Genomic DNA, 17553 nt, shown 5'->3' with positions numbered 1-17553 from the left:
GTGCTGCCGCCTGTAGGCTGTCGCGGCTCTTCCGGCGGAAGGAACTCTCCGACAAGGCGTATGGCTTTTCAGCCTGGACCTCACGGTACGGCGGGCCTCCGACATTGCGTCGAGGAGCCGCGGATCGTGGGGACCAGAACCGTCTGACCACTTGTGCAGAAGACTACGCCTGGTTCGAACAGATTTTCGACAACACGCCGGTTCGGCGTGTCGGACTTCCGCACACCCGGGAAGCCGCCGTCACCGGCCGCGCGGCTCCAGACGCCCCACGCCGTGGCGACGGGATTCGGGAACATCCATGTCGGCGCAGAGCGCGAGCCAGATGTGGCGCGGAGGTACCCCGGCTTCGAGAGCCTCGAGCGCCGTTCGTCCCCCCATGCCGGAGAGCACGAGGTCATTCACCAGAGAAGAGGCTCGGGCATGGAACTCGGCGTCGACGGCGCGCAGGAACTCACTGCGTCGCATCAGGGTGATCTCCGAGTGTCAGCGGAGCGAGAGCTCGGGCTCCACGGACGCGACCAGGTCGTCCGGAACGACGTCCGGGAAGACCTGGATGCCTTCGAGCACCGAGATGCGGTCCCCGACCTCGCGCATGATCGTGGAGATGGGGACGTCGAGCGCCTCTGCCACCGAGGCGAGGATCTCGCTCGAGGCCTCCTTCTGTCCGCGCTCGACCTCACTGAGATAACCGAGAGCGACGGATGCTTTGCTCGCGACCTGCCGGAGCGTCCGCCCCTTCTGCAGACGGAAGTCCCTCAGCACGTCGCCGATCTCCTGTCGTACAAGAATCATCGGAACCTCCTCCGCAGTTCGTGAATCGAGGTCTCCCTCGAAGAGACGGCCAGTCTAGTCCTCCTGGCTTGCACAGAATCTACCCTTGCACTCTGTGGTTTAAATGTGAGCACATCCGTATCAACATGACGCGGGGAGTCGCTATTCCCGCAGCGCAGCGGCCAGCACATCGAGGACCGCCGCGACCGTCTGTGCTCGCACCGCGTCGCGGTCCCCCTCGAAGTGGAACGGTCGGGTCCGGCTCACTGTCGGGGTGACCACGCCGATGTGGACGGTGCCCACGGGCTGCCCATCCGGGGACTCCGGGCCCGCGATCCCCGTGGTGGACACCCCGACATCGGCGGGGAGACCATCCACCGCGACGGCGTCGCGCACTCCGGCAGCCATCTGCCGCGCGACCTCCGGGTGCACCGGCCCGTATCGCTCCAGCAGGTCGGTGTCGACGTCGAGCAGCGTGTGCTTGAGGGGGGTGGCGTAGGCGACCACGCCGCCGAGGAGCACCGCGGAGGCGCCGGGAACCGCGACGAGCGCCGCGCACACCGCACCGCCGGTGAGCGACTCCGCGACACCGAGGGTCCAGCCTCGCTCACGCAGAGCGTCCAGAGCCTCGGCCGGCGTCGTGCCGCTCATCGGCTCTGACGCGCGCCGCGCACCTGCGCGACGATGTAGTCGATCCCGCTGACGACGGTGAGCACGAGCACGATGACCATGAGGACGGTCGTCACGACGGTCCACGGGCCGAGCCCGATGAACACGTGCAGCGGCAGGAGAGCCCAGCCGAGGGCGACGCCCTGGAAAGCCGTCTTGATCTTGCCCATCCAGGCGGCCGCGACAACGTGCTCGCTCGCGACGACCAGCCGATGGATGGTGATCCCCCACTCGCGGACGAGGATGATCACGACGATCCACCAGGAGACCTCGCCCAGGATCGCCAACCCGACGAATCCGGCGCCGGTGAGGAGCTTGTCCGCGATCGGATCCCAGAGCTTGCCGAAGTCGCTGACGATGTCGTAGCGACGTGCGAGGTAGCCGTCGACCCAGTCGGTCGAGATGGCGACGATGAAGAGGACGGCGGCGATCCAGCGCACGGTGAGATCGGCGAGGCCGTACGTCCCGCCGACGAGCAGGAGGACGAAGAACACCACGGCGAGCGGGATGCGCGCCACCGTGATGGCGTTGGGGAGCTGCCGAGGGATCGCCATCAGTCGCGTCCCGTCAGGCCCCAGGCGTCTTCGTCGCCCTCCGCTTCGACGACCGGCAGGCCGTCGTACTGCGCCTCCAACGGGTCCCGTTCGGCCGGCGGCACCGCTGCGGCGGCGGGCGCAGCCGGAGCCGCAGGAGCCGACGGAACATCTTCGCCGCGAAGCTTCGCCATGACCTGCGGCAACTGCTCGGGGGTCGCGAGCACATCGCGCGCCTTCGAACCCTCCGAGGGGCCGACGACCTCGCGCGACTCGAGGAGATCCATGAGGCGTCCGGCCTTGGCGAAGCCGACCCGCAGCTTGCGCTGCAGCATCGACGTCGATCCGAACTGCGAGGAGACGATGAGCTCGGCCGCCGCGAGCAGGAGCTCGAGGTCGTCGCCGATGTCCTCGTCGACCTCCTTCTTCTTCGCCGGCTCCATCGCCTCCTGGACGTCGGCGCGGTACTCGGGACGCGCCTGACGCGTGACGTGCTTGACGACCGCGTCGATCTCCTTCTCGTCGACCCACGCACCCTGCAGTCGGAACGGCTTCGACGAGCCCATGGGCGAGAAGAGCGCGTCACCCTGTCCGATGAGCTTGTCGGCGCCGGGGCTGTCGAGGATGACGCGGCTGTCGGTCACGCTCGTGACCGCGAACGCGAGACGGGACGGCACGTTCGCCTTGATGAGGCCGGTGACGACGTCGACGCTCGGCCGCTGCGTGGCGAGCACCAGGTGGATACCGGAGGCGCGGGCGAGCTGCGTGATGCGGACGATCGAGTCCTCGACGTCGCGCGGGGCGACCATCATGAGGTCCGCGAGCTCGTCGACCACGACGAGGAGGTATGGGTACGGCTTGAGCACCCGTTCGCTGCCCGGGGGCACCTCCACCTCGCCCGCGCGCACGGCGCGGTTGAAGTCGTCGATGTGGCGGAAGCCGAACGACGCGAGGTCGTCGTACCGCATGTCCATCTCCTTCACGACCCACTGCAGCGCCTCGGCGGCCTTCTTCGGGTTCGTGATGATGGGGGTGATCAGGTGCGGGACACCGGCGTAGCTCGTCAGCTCCACACGCTTCGGGTCGATGAGGACCATGCGCACGTCGGACGGCGCGCCCGCATGAGCAGGCTCGTGATCATCGAGTTCACGAAGCTGGACTTACCGGACCCCGTCGAGCCCGCCACCAGGAGGTGCGGCATCTTCGCGAGGTTGGCGACGACGAAGTTGCCGCCGACGTCCTTGCCGACGCCGATCGTGAGCGGGTGCGTGCTCTTCTGCGCGGCCGCCGAGCGCAGCACGTCGCCGAGGGCGACCGTCTCGCGGTCGGTGTTCGGGATCTCGATGCCGATCGCGCTCTTGCCGGGGATCGGCGAGAGGATGCGTACGTCGTTGGAGGCGACCGCGTAGGCGAAGTTGTTGCTGAGCTGCAGGATCTTCTCGACCTTGACGCCGTGGCCGACCTCGACCTCGTACTGCGTGACCGTCGGACCGCGGGAGAAGCCGGTGACCTTGGCGTCGACCTTGAACTGGTCGAGGACGCTGGTGATCTGCTCGACGATGCGGTCGTTCGCCTCCGAGCGGGCCACCGAAGGCGGTCCCTCGGACAGCACGCCCGGCGACGGGAGGATGTAGGGGGCCACGGGGGCCTGCGGACCGCGGTCGCCGGGGCCCTCCGTGCCGAAGCCGTCCAGTCCGGGCAGCTCCGGCATCTCGCCGGTGTCCGACTCGTCGTCCAGCAGCGCGGTCGTCTGCTGCTCCGCGAGCGCGTCCGTCACGGAGCGCACGTCGCTGAGCACCTCGGTCGCCGCGTCGTACGGGTTCGCCACCGTCACGGCCTGGTCGTATGCCGGCGTGGCCTCCGTGGTGGACAGGAGCGCGGTGATGTCGTCGGACGCGAGCGTGCCCTCGTCGGGGTCTTCCTCGCGACCGGTCTTGTTGCGTCGCCACCAGGGCAGCACGTCCGGGTCGTCGACCTTGTCGGCCTCGTCGACCGCGGCCGCGGTGTCCTTCGCCGGCTTCTCCGGGCGCTCCGCGTCGAACATCCACGCGTAGAGATCTCCCAGCCGGGCACCGATGCGGTTCGGCGGGGTCTTCGTGAGGATGAGGATGCTCAGGGCGGCGAGCAGCCCGAGGATGAGGTACGCCGGGATGTCGGTGAGGTACGTCAGGGGCTGGCCCACGAGCCACCCGAGCAGGCCACCGGACTCGCTCAGCGCTGGCATGCCCTGGTTCGGGTGGGGACGAGGGCCGGCGACGTGGAAGATCCCCGCCAGAGCGAGCACGAACATCCCGAAGCCGATACCGATGCGCCCGTTGTCGTGCACGGACGACGGATGCCGGAACAGCCATCCCGCCAGGAGGAGCAGCAGCACCGGCATGATGAAGGCCACCCGACCGACGAAGAGCCCCACCGAGTAGGCGCTGATGTTCGCGGCGACCTCGTTGCCGATGAAGAACCACTCGTTGACGGCACCGAGCGCCGCCAGGATCACCAGCAGGAACGGGAATCCGTCCCTGCGGTCGTCCTTCTGCAGCGTTTCCGGCCCGAAGGCCCGGAAGAGTCCGCCGACGCCGTGCGCGAGCCCGTTCCAGGCGCGCGCGGCGACGGGCGGCTTGTCCGCCTCGTCGATGTACTTCTTGGGTGCGGGCTGCGCCTTCGGAGCCGCCTGCCGCTTGGGGCGCGACGGGGCGCTCGTCGAGGCGCGCTCGGTCTTGGTGCTGCTCCTGGCCATGCCTCCACGGTACGACCCGCGACCGACATCTCCGCGTCACCACGCGGAACTCGACGATCACGGCGCGCGACGGCACGCCGTGATCGGAGGGTCAGGCCTCGATGACGAGAGGGACGATCATCGGGCGACGACGCAGCTTCTGGTTCACCCAGCGGCCGATCGTCCGACGGACGACCTGCGACAGCGCGTGCGTGTCGCGCACGCCGTTGCCGGACGCCTCCTTCAGCGCGGCGACGATCTTCGGAGCGACGTCGTCGAACACGGCGTCGTCCTCGGCGACGCCGCGCGCGTGGATCTCCGGCCCCGAGATGATGCGCCCGGTCGCGGCATCCACGACGACGATGACCGAGATGAACCCCTCCTCGCCGAGGATGCGGCGGTCCTTGAGATCGGCATCGGTGATCTCGCCGACGGTCGAGCCGTCGACGTAGACGAACCCGAGGTCGAGCTGCCCGGCCACCCGGGCGACGCCGTCCTTCAGGTCGATCACGGTGCCGTTGGAGGCGATGATCGTGTTCTGCTCAGGGATCCCGGTGTCCTGGGCGAGCTTGGCGTTGGCGATCAGGTGCCGGTACTCCCCGTGGACAGGGAGGACGTTCTTCGGCTTGAGGATGTTGTAGCAGTAGAGCAGCTCGCCGGCCGCGGCGTGCCCCGACACGTGCACCCGCGCGTTGGCCTTGTGCACGACGTTCGCGCCCAGCTTCGTGAGCCCGTCGATGACGCGGTAGACGGCGTTCTCGTTGCCCGGGATGAGGCTCGACGCCAGGATCACGGTGTCGCCCTCGCTGACCTCGATGGCGTGGTCCATGTTGGCCATGCGGCTCAGCACGGCCATCGGCTCGCCCTGCGAACCGGTCGACATGTAGACGATCTGCTCGTCCGGGAGGTCGCGTGCCTTCTTGAAGTCGATCAGCACGCCCGCCGGCACCTTGAGGTAGCCGAGCTGCTCCGCGATCGTCATGTTGCGGACCATGCTGCGGCCGAGGAACGCGACCCGACGCCCGTGCGCGTGCGCGGCGTCGATCACCTGCTGCACGCGGTGCACGTGGCTGGAGAAGCTCGCGACGATCACGCGGCGCGGAGCCTTGCCGATGACCTGGTCGAGGACCGGGCCGATGGAGCGCTCCGTGGGCGTGAAGCCGGGGACGTCGGCGTTGGTGGAGTCGACGAGGAAGAGGTCGACGCCCTCCTCCCCCAGGCGCGAGAACGCGCGCAGATCGGTGATGCGGCCGTCCAGGGGCAGCTGGTCCATCTTGAAGTCGCCGGTGGCGAGGGCCATGCCCGCGGGGGTGCGGATCGCGACGGCCAGCGCGTCCGGGATGGAGTGGTTCACCGCGACGAACTCGAGGTCGAACGGCCCGACCTTCTCGTGCTGGCCTTCCTTCACGGTCAGGGTGAAGGCCTTGATGCGGTGCTCCTTCAGCTTCGCCTCGACGAGGGCGAGCGTCAGTCCGGAGCCGATCAGCGGGATGTCGCTCTTCAGCCGCAGCAGGTACGGAACCGCCCCGATGTGGTCCTCGTGCCCGTGCGTCAGCACCACGCCCACGATGTCGTCGAGACGGTCACGGATCGGCTCGAAGTCCGGGAGGATGAGGTCGACGCCGGGCTGGTGCTCCTCCGGGAAGAGCACCCCGCAGTCCACGATGAGGATCTTGCCCGCGTACTCGAACACGGTCATGTTGCGACCGATCTCCCCCAGGCCGCCGATCGGGATGACCCGGAGCGTCCCTTCGTCGAGAGCGGACGGTTCGGCCAGGGGAATGGACATGCTGTCTCCTCAGTCGGACACTCCACGCGTCCGTTCGTTCATGGTGACGCGGCTCAGCGCGTCGTGCCGTGCACCTTCGGCAGGGCGCCGCCCGCGGCCGCGTTGCGGTCGGGCCGGAAGTTCGAGAAGTCCGCCCCCGGCACGCCGCTGACGAGATCGAGCTCGTCCTCGATGAGGGCGGCCTCCCACTCCTCCGGGCCGACGAGGGGAAGGCGGACACGCGGACTGGAGATGCGGCCCAGCCCGTGCAGGATGTACTTCGCGGCGACCGTGCCGGGGACGTGCGTCATGACGGCCCGGACCAGCGGTTCCAGCCGCTTGTGCTCGGCGGTCGCGGTGGCGAGGTCGCCTCGGTTCACCGCATCGATGATGGTCCGGTACGGAGCGGCGGCGACGTTCGCCGTCACGCCGATGAGGCCGGTCGCCCCGATCGACAGGTGCGGCAGCACGTTCGCGTCGTCACCGGAGAAGTACATGAGGTCGGTCTGGTTGAGCACACGGCTCACCTCGGAGAAGTCGCCCTTGGCGTCCTTCACCGCGAGGATGTTCGGGTGCTTGGCGAGCCGGAGGATCGTCTCGTACTTGATCGGGACACCGGTCCGCCCGGGGATGTCGTACAGGATGACCGGCAGGTCGGTCGCATCGGCGACGAGCCGGAAGTGCGTGAGGATGCCCGCCTGCGTCGGCTTGTTGTAGTACGGCGTGACGATCATGATGCCGTCGGCGCCGGCCTTCTCGCTGGCCTTGTACAGCTCGATCGCATGCGCGGTCTCGTTCGATCCGCCACCCGTGATGATCTTCGCGCGTCCCGACGAGACGGACTTGCCGACCTCGACGAGCTTGAGCTTCTCCGGGTCCGTCAGGGTCGAGGTCTCGCCGGTCGTTCCCGTCACGACGATGCCGTCCGCGCCTGCGGTGATCACGTCATCGATGTGCTTCTCGACGGCGGGCCAGTCGACTTCGCCGTCGGCCGTCATCGGAGTGACGAGCGCGACGAGAACCTGTCCGAAGGGGTTGCCCGAGTGCGTCATGCGTCCAGCGTATCGGGTCGGATGCCGCTGTCGCGGACGGGTCCGGTCCTCCTCCCCTGTCGGCCGTAGGCTCGCACCATGGGTTGGATCACGCACGCCTCACGCACGACCTACGAGAACGCCTGGATCCGCGTCCGGGAGGACGACGTCACCGGACCGGGTGGCCGGGGCGTCTACGGCGTCATGACGGTGCGGAACCCGGCGGTGTTCATCGTCGCGATGGACGCCGACGACCGAGTCTGCCTGGTCACCGTCGATCGCTACACGATCGGCCCGTCCGTCGAGGTGCCCGCCGGCGGCACCGACGGCGAGGACCCGCGTGCCGCCGCGGAACGCGAGCTCCTCGAGGAGTCCGGGTACCGGGCGCTCCGGTGGGAGCTCCTCGGCACGACCCACGCGCTCGACGGCGTCGCGGAGGCCACGGAGCACGTCTTCCTGGCCCGGGAGATCGAGCGCGTCCACGATGCGGTCGACAGCCGCGCGGAGGAGGGCATCGACACCGTGGAGTGGGTGGCGTTCGGCGAGGTCCTGCGGATGATCGCCGACGGCCGCATCACGGACGGCGAGACGATCGCCGCCATCGCCCTCGCCGGGATCCGTCTCGGGCGGTTCCGCTGACGGCGGGTCAGACCCGACCCCGGCGGGCGACCGCCGCGGTGAGGGACCGAGGCAGCACCTTCGTCGCGGCCACGACGGCCTTGTACCGCACCGAGGGGATGGACACGGCCTTGCCCCGCGCCGCGTCGCGGAGCCCCTCGCGCACGACGTCTCGGGCATCGAGCCACAGGAAGGTCGGCACGCCCTCCTCGCCGACCGCGAGACCCATCCGCTCATGGAAGGAGGTGTGCGTGAAACCGGGGCAGAGCGCCGTGAGGCTCACGCCGTCCGGGCCGTAGGCGGTGTTCGCCCACCGGCTGAAGTCGATGAGCCAGGCCTTGCAGGCGGAGTACGTCGACCGCGAGATGAAACCGGCCACCGAGGCGACGTTGATGATCCGACCGCCCCGCCCCCGCATGGTCTGCAGGGCCGCGTGCATCAGGCGCATGGAGGCCTCAACGTGCACACGCAGATGCCGCACCTCGTCCTGGATGTCGTTGTCGGCGAACTGCAACGGCAATCCGAACCCGGCGTTGTTCACGAGCAGGTCGATCGGATCGTCCCGATCACGGAGCCGAGCCGCGACGAGCTCGACGCCGACCTCCTCGGACAGATCGGCCGGGAGCACCTCGACAGCCACTCCCCACTCGCCGCGCAACTCCCCCGCGAGAGCCGAGAGCGACTCCTCCGAGCGGGCCACGAGCACGAGGTCGGCGCGTCGACGTGCCAGCTGACGGGCGAACTCGGCGCCCAGCCCCGCGCTGGCTCCGGTGATCAGTGCGGTGGGCATCAGCGCTCGTACCTCAGGAAGCGATACCGGACGCCGGTGCGGGACGTCTGCCAGTCCCCCTCGTCCACCACGCGCCACCCGGCCTTCGGCGGAGCGAAGGTGTCGCCGTCGACCGTGAGGTCGAGCTCGGTGACCTCGAGCCGGTCGGCGTCGGCGATCACCTGACGGAAGATCTCCGCACCGCCGATGATCCACACCTTCTCCTGGCCGCGCACGGCCTCGGACACCGTGGACGCACGGCGGGCGCCCTCCGCCGTCCAGCCCTGCTGGCGGGTCACGACGATGTTGTCGCGACCGGGCAGGGGGCGGAATCGCTCGGGCAGCGAGTCCCAGGTCTTGCGTCCCATGACGACCGGAGCGCCCTGCGTGGTCTCCTTGAAGTGCGCCAGATCCTCCGGCACGTACCAGGGCATGCCGCCCTCGGCGCCGATCACGCCTCCGGCGGCCTCGGCCCAGATGAGCCCCACCCAGGTCATACCGCCACCGCCGCCCTGATCGGTGCGTGGTGCTGGTAGTCCTCCACGACGAAGTCCTCGAACCGGTAGTCGAAGATCGATTCCGGCTTTCGTGCGAACCGCAGCGTCGGGTACGGATAGGCCTCTCGCGTCAGCTGCTCGCGCACCTGCTCGACGTGGTTGTCGTAGACGTGGCAGTCCCCGCCGGTCCAGACGAAGTCGCCGGGCTCCAGCCCCACCTGCTGCGCGATCATCATCGTCAGCAGCGCGTAGGAGGCGACGTTGAACGGGACGCCGAGGAACATGTCCGCGCTGCGCTGGTAGAGCTGGCAGGAGAGCTTTCCGTCAGCGACATAGAACTGGAAGAGCGCGTGGCACGGCGCGAGGGCCATATCGGGGATGTCTGCGGGGTTCCAAGCGGAGACGAGCAGGCGCCGTGAGTCGGGTGAGCGTCGGATCTGCTCGATGACCTCGGTCAGCTGATCGATGCTGCCGCCGTCGGGTGTCGGCCAGGAGCGCCACTGGACGCCGTACACCGGGCCGAGGTCGCCGTCCTCGTCCGCCCACTCGTCCCAGATCGAGACGCCGTTCTCCTGCAGCCAGCGGACGTTGGAGTCGCCCCGCAGGAACCACAGCAGCTCGTACGCGATGGACTTGAAATGGACGCGCTTCGTGGTGATGAGGGGGAACCCCTGCGCGAGGTCGAAGCGGATCTGGCGCCCGAACACGCTGGTGGTCCCCGTCCCGGTGCGATCGCTCTTGTGCGTGCCCGTCTCGAGCACATCGCGGAGCAGGTCTTCGTACGGAGTCGGGACAGCGGCGCTCATGGTTGTCAGGATACCCGCCCCGCTCCCGTCGGAGGCGGTGACCGTGACGCGATCCGCGCGTCACGTACGGAAACATCGCGACGCTTCCACAGCCGCGGCTCTAGCCTCGAGGGATGTCCCCCGCGCTCGCTTTCGCCGCCCTGGCCGCGCTTCTGGTGCTCGCCACGGTGGTCGGTCTCGTGCTCCGCGGGAGAGAGGGCCGCCGCCGCGACGGCGGCGACCTGCGGTTCGATCCGGCCGATGCGGAGGGCGCGGCGCTGGGTGCCACCGCGACGCTCGTGCAGTTCAGCACGGAGACCTGCGCCCGCTGCCCCCAGGTGCGTCGTCTTCTGGGCTCTTATGCGTCCGGGGACGCCGGCCTCGCGCACATCGAGGTCGATCTCACGCACCGTCCGGATCTCTCGGCGCGCTACCGTGTGCTGCAGACACCGACCACCTTCGTGCTCGACGCCACCGGGCGCGTCAAGGCCCGGTTCGCGGGCATACCCGCTCGCGAGAGCCTGACCCACGCCCTCGCCGCCGTCTGAGACCCCGTCTGGAGCAGATGATGACCCCTCCCCCCGGAATCGATCCGCGCGGGCCTCGCTTCGCCGCCGGGATCACCGCACTCCTGCTCGCCGTCGCGACGTTCCTGGCCCTCATCGGGATCTCCACCGCGCGGACCGCCGATCGCTGGTTCGCGCTCACGGCATCGTCGGAGTTCGCGTTCATCGGAGGAGGCGGCTGGGCGGTCTCCTCCGCAGGGCCTGTCGCGCGCGTGCTCGATCCGGGCTTCCTCCTGGCCACGCTGATCGCGCTGCTCTTCCTCTGGGGTGTGGTCTCGCCGTCCACCGCACCATGGGGCGTCCTCTACCGCCACCTCGTCCGTCCGCGCCTCGCGCCGCCCGCAGAGCTGGAGGATCCCCGTCCCCCGCGGTTCGCCCAGGGCGTGGGTCTCGTCGTCGTGGGACTCGGCCTCCTGCTCCACCTCGCCGGGGTGCCGTGGGCCCTTCCGATCGCCACCGCCGCCGCGTTCCTCGCCGCCTTCCTCAACGCCGTGTTCGGACTGTGCCTCGGGTGCCAGCTCTACCTCCTGCTGCAGCGCGTCGGGCTCACCGGACGACCGCGCCGCGCCGCCTGACGCCGGTTCCCGAAGGCCCGGACCCTCGGTAGGCTGACGAGCAAGCGACGCCGCTCCCCCGGTGGCGTCAGAACCGGAGGAACCATGCCCGTCACCAGTGAAGCCGCCGCCACCTGGACCGGATCGCTCACGGAGGGTTCCGGCACGGTCGCCTTCTCCTCCTCGCATCTGGGGACGTTCCCGATCGACTGGAAGTCGCGCAGCGAGGGCAGCGAGACGACAACGACGCCGGAGGAGCTCATCGCCGCGGCCCATGCCTCCTGCTTCAGCATGGCGCTCTCGCACGCACTCGCCGAGAACGGCACGCCGCCGGAGCGCGTCGACACCAGCGCCTCGGTCACCTTCAAGCCGGGCGTCGGCATCACCGGCAGCCACCTCAACGTCAACGCGACGGTGCCGGGTCTGACCGCGGAGAAGTTCCAGGAGATCGCCGAGGGCGCGAAGACCGGATGCCCGGTGTCCCAGGCTCTCGCGGGCATCGAGATCACGCTCGAGGCGACTCTCGCCTGAGCCGCGTGGACGTCAGGCGCGGGAGAGGCTGATCGCCTGTCGGATGCTCGCCCTGGCGTCCTTGCGGCGTCCCGCAGCGTCCTGCACGACGCCGAGACGGTAGCGCGCCCGCCAGTCGGTGGGCGCCGCCTCCGCCTCCGCCGTGTAGCGCGCGACGAGCGCGTCGGCATCCTTGCGGGCGATGCGTCCGCTGGGCGTGAGCTCGGTCTCCACGGGCGGCATGCCGCCCTCGGCGTCGAGCAGGCGTCCCAGACGGTCGGCACCGAACCCGAAGAGCATCTCGCGCACCAGCGCCCACCCGCCCACGGGTGCGAGCACGAGGAGAGTGATGCCCATCCCGATGGAGACAGGCGTGCCCACGGCGAGGAACATGACGGCGAGCCAGCCCGCCACCACGAGGTAGAGCAGGAGGGCCGCGGCCATCAGCCCGACCCCGATCCGCGACATCACGAGCGGATGCCGATGTCGAGCATGTTCTCCAGGCCCACCACGACGCCGGTGGCGGTGGCCGCATAGGGCACGGCCAGGCGGATCCCCGGCGCATACGCCAGGCCCGGGTCGGTGGTGTCATGCGTGAAGGTCAGCGACTCCCCCGGACCGGACAGGATCACCTCCTGCTTGGCGATCACCCCTGGACGGCGGAGCGAGTGGATGGGCACGCTGCCGACCTGCTGACCTCGGGCGCGCTGATCGGCATGCGGCGCACTCACCGGACCTTGGGTCGCGCGCGCGGCGGCGATGAGCTCCGCCGTGCGGACGGCAGTCCCGCTGGGCGAGTCCACCTTCGTCTCCCGGTGTGCCTCGACGATCTCCACGGAGCCGAAGTAGGGCGCGGCGGCCGCCGCGAGGGCCGAGCCGAGAACGGAGCCGAGGGAGAAGTTCGGGATGAACACCGCTCCCGTGTCGGCGGCTTCGACGAGCGGCCGGACGAGGGCGATCCGCTCCGCCGACCAGCCGGAGGTGGCCACGAGGATGTTGAGCCCGTGCTCCACGGCCGTGCGCACCACGTCGATGCTGACCTGCGGGGTTGAGGCATCGATCACGAGGTCGGCGCCCGCGAGCTCCGACAGGTCGCTCGCCGACGTCAGCACCCGGCTCACCTCGAAGCCCTCGAGCTCCTCGATCACCGCAGCGATGATCGTCCCGAGCTTTCCGGTCCCGCCGACGAGGGCTACCTTCGTGGTCATGCGTCCAGTCTATTTCCGGGCGTCGGCCGGGGGTCGCGGCGCGCGGAGGCGTCGATCAGACCAGCAGCGCGTCCGGGATGCCCGTCCGCAGCTCCATCGGAAGATGGCCGGTGTCGTTGTGCGTGAGCAGGGTCCATGGCCGTCCCTGCTTCTGCGCGATCACCGTCAACCCGCAGTGCGACTGGTTCAGGGTCATCCAGCGCCAGTCCGGTGCGGCGAGCACCTCGCGCACGAACCACGAGATCACGAAGTTGTGGGTGATGAGCACCTCGTGCACGTCGCCGGTCTTCCGCACGAGGAACTCGTTGACGGCATCGGACATCTGCGCGCGGCCCGCCTCGATCTCCGCCTCGGTCACGGAGCCGAAGAAGGGCTCGAACACGGCCGGCGTCTCCTCCGTCATCCCCGTCGGCACGCAGTCGAAGAGCAGAGCGGAGGGCTCCGGATCCACGGAGGGGAGTCGGCCGGCGATCGCTCGCGCCGTCTCCGCGGCGCGGAGGAGCGGCGAATGCCAGACGGCGTCGAGCGGGAGGCCGGACAGGCGATCCGCGATGAGCTCCGCCTGCCGCTGACCGCGCGGGGAGAGGGGTCCGTCGGCGAGGCCGTGCTCGGCATCCTGATGTTCACCGTGTCTGACCAGATATATGTAGTGCGTCACAACTCGCTCGCTCGCCTCGTCGCCAGCATCCGCCGGTCTTCCTCTTCCACCCTATGTCACGGGCGCCGCGAGCTCAGGCGCCGCGCGGGTGAGGTCGGCGACCTGTACCCGGGACAGCGTCACGCCCGCGCCCTGCATGAGCTCGTCGACGTGGTCGGTCGCGAACGTGTTCACGATCGGCGCGGCGACCGTGCGCTGCGCGAGCAGCCACGCGATGGACACGGCCGCGACAGGCACGGCGAGCTCCGCCGCGACCTGATCCAGCGCACGCAGCACCTTGGTCCCTCGGCGGTTGAGGTGACCCCGGAGCTGCTCGCCGCGGACGCCGCGCGACGCGACCGCCTTCGTCCGGTGACGGCCGGACAGGAATCCGTGCTCCAGCGCGTGGGACGGCGTCACGGCGAGGTTCTGCGCGCCGGCGACGAGCCGCAGGTCGCCCTCGAACGGCTGCCGACGGACGAGGTTGTACGGCGTGTCGATGACCGTGATGCGCGGATAACCCGCCGACGCGAGGATCCGCGCCTCGACGAGCCTCTCCGGCGTGAAGCCGTACGCGCCGAGCGCCCCGATCTTCCCCGCCTCGACGAGCCACTCGACCGTGGCCAGGGTGTCTTCGAGGTTGGTCGTCGCATCCAGCGTGGCGTCGAGGTACAGCACGTCGATGCGCTCGACGCCGAGCCGGGTCAGCGACCCCTCGACGGCACGGACGAGGTTGACCGATCCCAGGCCGGGGTTGTCGGCGTGCGCGCCGATGCGCACGCTCAGGACCACCCGCTCGCGCTGGTCCCGCGACCGCAGCCACTGCCCGAGGATGTGCTCGCTGCGCCCGCCGGAGAACCCGTCCGCGGTATGGATGGCGTTGCCACCGAACTCCACGTAGCGGTCGAGGATGCCGTGGCTCGTCTCGAGATCGACGTTCCATCCGAACTCCGCGGCGCCGAGCATGAGCGGGAACGTCTCGTACCCGGTCTCGCCGAGGGCGGCGCGGATGGACTCCCCCACGCCGGGCCCGACGATCGGGATGGGGGCGGAGGGGTGGTCCTCATGCTCCTGCGGGGCGCGTTCAGCAGGTGTTCCTGCGCCTACGCTGAACAACCGCATACTCTCACCCCCGCCGTGATCGGCCGGAGCCGATCGACATCACTGCTTCGCTGGCACCCCCCGGTGCGTACTTCGAGGGTATGCGACGTGCGCGAACGTCCCGACCAATCCGGGGAACGGCGCGCAAACTTCCCATAACGTTTCGATCACGGCACAGACGACGGAACCCGGGCCCCTCCGACGGAGAGACCCGGGTTCCGTGTCATCCGTTGTCTTACTCGGCGGCGTCCTCGGCCGGAGCCTCGTCCGCAGCGGGCGCGTCGTCGAGCACGGGCTCGAGCGACAGCTTGCCGCGGTCGTCGATCTTCGTGATCTTCACGAGGATCTTCTGGCCGACGGAGAGCACGTCCTCGACGTTCTCCACACGCTTGCCACCGGCGAGCTTGCGCACCTCGGTGACGTGCAGCAGACCGTCCTTGCCCGGCAGCAGCGAGATGAAGGCGCCGAAGGTGGCGATCTTCACGACGGTGCCGAGGAACTGCTCGCCGACCTCCGGGTTGGTCGGGTTGGCGATCGCGTTGACCTGGGCACGGGCGGCCTCGGCCGAGGGGCCGTCGGTCGCGCCGATGTAGACGGTGCCGTCCTCCTCGATGGAGATCTGCGCACCGGTCTCGTCCTGGATCGCGTTGATCGTCTTGCCCTTCGGGCCGATCAGCTCGCCGATCTTGTCGACCGGGATCTGGACGCTGATGACGCGCGGCGCGGTGGGTGCCATCTCGTCGGGAGCGTCGATCGCGGCGTTCAGGACGTTGAGGATCGTCAGACGAGCGTCCTTGGCCTGGGTCAGCGCGCCCGCGAGCACCGACGACGGAATGCCGTCGAGCTTCGTGTCGAGCTGGATGGCGGTGACGAACTCGCTCGTGCCGGCGACCTTGAAGTCCATGTCACCGAGCGCGTCCTCCGCACCCAGGATGTCGGTCAGCGCCGCGTACCGGGTCTCCCCGTTGACCTCGTCGGAGACGAGACCCATCGCGATGCCGGCGACGGGGGCGCGCAGCGGCACACCCGCGTTGAGGAGCGAGAGGGTCGACGCGCAGACGGAGCCCATCGAGGTGGAGCCGTTGGAGCTCAGCGCCTCGGACACCTGACGGATCGCGTACGGGAACTCCTCACGGCTCGGCAGAACCGGCACCAGAGCGCGCTCGGCGAGGAAGCCGTGCCCGATCTCGCGACGCTTCGGCGAACCCACGCGGCCGGTCTCACCGGTCGAGTAGGGCGGGAAGTTGTAGTGGTGCATGTAGCGCTTGCTGGTCGTGGGCGACAGCGAGTCGATCTGCTGCTCCATCTTGAGCATGTTCAGCGTGGTGACACCCATGATCTGGGTCTCGCCGCGCTGGAAGATCGCGGAGCCGTGCACGCGCGGGATGACCTGCACCTCGGCGTCGAGCGGACGGATGTCCGCGAGACCGCGGCCGTCGATGCGGGTGCCCTCGGTGAGGATGCGACCACGCACGATCTTCTTCGTGACGGACTTGTACGCCGCGGAGAACTCCAGCGGGGCTGCAGCCGGGAGCGAGCCCGCCTCGGTGGCCTCGATGAGCTCGGCCTTGACGCGGTCCTTGATCGCGTCGTCGGCGTTCTGGCGCTCGGTCTTGTCGGCGATCTGGTAGACGTCGCTCAGCTCGGCGAACGCGCGCTCGGACACGAAGTCGTAGACCTCGTCGCTGTACGCGGGGAAGACCGGGTAGACGCCCGGCTCCTTCGACGCGGTGGCGGCGAGCTCGGCCTGGGCCTTGACGAGCTGGGCGATGAACGGCTTCGAGGCCTCGAGGCCCTGGGCCACGATGGTCTCGTCGGGCTTGGTGGCGCCGGCCTTGATCAGGTTCCAGCTGCCCTCGGTCGCCTCGGCCTCGACCATCATGATCGCGACGTCCTCGGACCCGTCGGCCTTGGTGACCACGCGGCCGGCGACGATGAGGTCGAACACGGCCTCGGAGACCTGCTCGGCGGTCGGGAACGCGACCCACTGGTCCTCGTGCTGACCGTGACCGGGGATGAACGCGAGGCGCACACCGGCGACGGGGCCCGAGAACGGCAGACCCGAGATCTGGGTCGACGCGGACGCGGCGTTGATCGCGAGGGCGTCGTAGAACTCGCCCGGCGCGATCGAGAGGACCGTGATGACGATCTGGACCTCGTTGCGCAGGCCGTCGACGAACGACGGGCGCAGCGGGCGGTCGATCAGACGGCAGACCAGGATCGCCTCGGTCGAGGGACGACCCTCACGACGGAAGAACGAGCCGGGGATCTTGCCGGCGGCGTAGGAGCGCTCCTCGACGTCGACCGTCAGCGGGAAGAAGTCGAAGCCCTCACGCGGGTGCTTGCCCGCGCTCGTGGCCGACAGGAGCATGGTCTCGCCGTCCAGGTAGGCGGCGACGGCGCCCTGAGCCTGCTGCGCGAGGCGGCCGGTCTCGAAGCGGATGGTGCGGGTGCCGAAGCGGCCGTTGTCGAGAACGGCCTCGGTGGCGGTGATTTCAGGACCTTCCAAGAGGTCTCTCCTTCTTTGTTTAGACTCGCGAATCCGTGTGACGCGCGAGCGTGTTCAAAGGAGCGGAACGGAAGGGTTCGGGCGCGCGGGCATTCCCGCGAATCTCGCCTGCGCTGGCCACCAGTAGAAAGCCACCCGACCTGCGCCGAGGAACCCACCACAGGGGACCAGCTTCTCCGCCGATCGCTCCATGAGTCGATGTGAAGTTATCGGATGACCGGGGTCACCCTCGACCACATTACCAGCGTGTCCGCGAAGACCCGAGGGCTCCACGCGCGACCCGGTCCCGACACCCGACCGTCACCCGGTGTTCA

The 17553-nt window shown here is 69.3% G+C and carries 18 protein-coding genes and 1 pseudogene; 4 read left to right on the top strand and 15 right to left on the bottom strand.

The window, feature by feature from the left end; all coding sequences use genetic code 11:
• Positions 1-240: 240 nt before the first annotated feature.
• The 7 genes and pseudogenes from AC2W7E_RS00370 to dapA form a co-directional block, all read right to left on the bottom strand.
• On the bottom strand, positions 241-465 hold the full coding sequence (locus tag AC2W7E_RS00370) for a DUF3046 domain-containing protein (RefSeq protein WP_485988335.1): 225 nt from the start codon (positions 463-465) through the stop codon (positions 241-243).
• Positions 466-483: 18 nt separating this feature from the next.
• Positions 484-792 (bottom strand): helix-turn-helix domain-containing protein, encoded by a 309-nt coding sequence (locus tag AC2W7E_RS00365; protein WP_025103227.1) that lies wholly within the window; start codon positions 790-792, stop codon positions 484-486.
• A 141-nt stretch (positions 793-933) separates the two neighbouring features.
• Entirely contained in the window at positions 934-1422 is a 489-nt protein-coding gene (locus AC2W7E_RS00360; RefSeq protein WP_315109873.1) for a CinA family protein, read from the bottom strand.
• Positions 1419-1994, bottom strand: coding sequence for a CDP-diacylglycerol--glycerol-3-phosphate 3-phosphatidyltransferase (gene pgsA, locus AC2W7E_RS00355; RefSeq protein WP_025103225.1), 576 nt, complete (start codon positions 1992-1994; stop codon positions 1419-1421). The genes AC2W7E_RS00360 and pgsA overlap by 4 nt, the downstream gene beginning before the upstream one ends.
• Positions 1994-4707: pseudogene (locus AC2W7E_RS00350) on the bottom strand (FtsK/SpoIIIE family DNA translocase). The gene pgsA and the pseudogene AC2W7E_RS00350 overlap by 1 nt, the downstream one beginning before the upstream one ends.
• Positions 4708-4798: 91 nt before the next feature.
• Positions 4799-6475 (bottom strand): ribonuclease J, encoded by a 1677-nt coding sequence (locus AC2W7E_RS00345; protein WP_025103223.1) that lies wholly within the window; start codon positions 6473-6475, stop codon positions 4799-4801.
• A gap of 53 nt (positions 6476-6528) precedes the next feature.
• On the bottom strand, positions 6529-7506 hold the full coding sequence (dapA, locus tag AC2W7E_RS00340; protein WP_085607326.1) for a 4-hydroxy-tetrahydrodipicolinate synthase: 978 nt from the start codon (positions 7504-7506) through the stop codon (positions 6529-6531).
• 78 nt (positions 7507-7584) lie between these two features.
• On the opposite strand from dapA, the gene AC2W7E_RS00335 reads away from it, so the two are divergent.
• Positions 7585-8124: an NUDIX domain-containing protein gene (locus tag AC2W7E_RS00335; RefSeq protein WP_485988334.1), complete on the top strand. Its 540-nt coding sequence runs from the start codon at positions 7585-7587 to the stop codon at positions 8122-8124.
• A gap of 7 nt (positions 8125-8131) precedes the next feature.
• On the opposite strand, the gene AC2W7E_RS00330 is transcribed toward AC2W7E_RS00335, so the two are convergent.
• From AC2W7E_RS00330 to AC2W7E_RS00320, 3 genes are read right to left on the bottom strand one after another with little or no spacing between them, the layout of a single operon-like run.
• Positions 8132-8893, bottom strand: a complete 762-nt coding sequence (locus AC2W7E_RS00330) for an SDR family NAD(P)-dependent oxidoreductase (RefSeq protein ID WP_485988333.1) — start codon at positions 8891-8893, stop codon at positions 8132-8134.
• The gene (locus AC2W7E_RS00325; protein ID WP_485988332.1) at positions 8893-9369 is read right to left on the bottom strand and encodes a dihydrofolate reductase; all 477 of its coding nucleotides are present in this window, start codon (positions 9367-9369) and stop codon (positions 8893-8895) included. Before AC2W7E_RS00325 ends, AC2W7E_RS00330 begins: the two co-directional genes overlap by 1 nt.
• Complete coding sequence (locus tag AC2W7E_RS00320) at positions 9366-10175, bottom strand: thymidylate synthase (protein WP_485988331.1); 810 nt, start codon at positions 10173-10175, stop codon at positions 9366-9368. The genes AC2W7E_RS00325 and AC2W7E_RS00320 overlap by 4 nt, the downstream gene beginning before the upstream one ends.
• A 113-nt stretch (positions 10176-10288) precedes the next feature.
• Here AC2W7E_RS00320 and AC2W7E_RS00315 point away from each other — a divergent pair, with 113 nt between their 5' ends.
• The 3 genes from AC2W7E_RS00315 to AC2W7E_RS00305 all read left to right on the top strand — a co-directional run bounded on the left by AC2W7E_RS00315 (position 10289) and on the right by AC2W7E_RS00305 (position 11805).
• Complete coding sequence (locus AC2W7E_RS00315) at positions 10289-10702, top strand: thioredoxin family protein (protein WP_485988330.1); 414 nt, start codon at positions 10289-10291, stop codon at positions 10700-10702.
• Positions 10703-10722: 20 nt separating this feature from the next.
• Positions 10723-11295, top strand: a complete 573-nt coding sequence (locus AC2W7E_RS00310) for a DUF4395 domain-containing protein (protein ID WP_485988329.1) — start codon at positions 10723-10725, stop codon at positions 11293-11295.
• An 84-nt stretch (positions 11296-11379) separates the two neighbouring features.
• On the top strand, positions 11380-11805 hold the full coding sequence (locus tag AC2W7E_RS00305) for an OsmC family peroxiredoxin (protein WP_485988328.1): 426 nt from the start codon (positions 11380-11382) through the stop codon (positions 11803-11805).
• 12 nt (positions 11806-11817) lie between these two features.
• On the opposite strand, the gene AC2W7E_RS00300 is transcribed toward AC2W7E_RS00305, so the two are convergent.
• From AC2W7E_RS00300 to AC2W7E_RS00280, 5 genes are all read right to left on the bottom strand, one after another.
• On the bottom strand, positions 11818-12252 hold the full coding sequence (locus AC2W7E_RS00300; protein WP_082749918.1) for a tetratricopeptide repeat protein: 435 nt from the start codon (positions 12250-12252) through the stop codon (positions 11818-11820).
• Positions 12252-12992 carry a 4-hydroxy-tetrahydrodipicolinate reductase gene (gene dapB, locus AC2W7E_RS00295; RefSeq protein WP_025103213.1) on the bottom strand — a complete coding sequence of 247 codons (741 nt, stop codon included), beginning with the start codon at positions 12990-12992 and terminating at the stop codon, positions 12252-12254. Before dapB ends, AC2W7E_RS00300 begins: the two co-directional genes overlap by 1 nt.
• A 55-nt stretch (positions 12993-13047) precedes the next feature.
• Positions 13048-13650, bottom strand: coding sequence for a histidine phosphatase family protein (locus tag AC2W7E_RS00290; RefSeq protein ID WP_025103212.1), 603 nt, complete (start codon positions 13648-13650; stop codon positions 13048-13050).
• Between the two features lie 51 nt (positions 13651-13701).
• Positions 13702-14751, bottom strand: coding sequence for an aldo/keto reductase (locus AC2W7E_RS00285; protein ID WP_485988327.1), 1050 nt, complete (start codon positions 14749-14751; stop codon positions 13702-13704).
• A gap of 214 nt (positions 14752-14965) precedes the next feature.
• Positions 14966-17239: a polyribonucleotide nucleotidyltransferase gene (locus tag AC2W7E_RS00280; RefSeq protein ID WP_060921087.1), complete on the bottom strand. Its 2274-nt coding sequence runs from the start codon at positions 17237-17239 to the stop codon at positions 14966-14968.
• Between the last annotated feature and the right edge of the window lie 314 nt (positions 17240-17553).

Source organism: Microbacterium sp. CFSPD4_SD4 (genome assembly GCF_057364585.1).
Note: the sequence above shows the minus strand (reverse complement) of the source record. Positions and strands in the feature narration are given on the sequence as shown.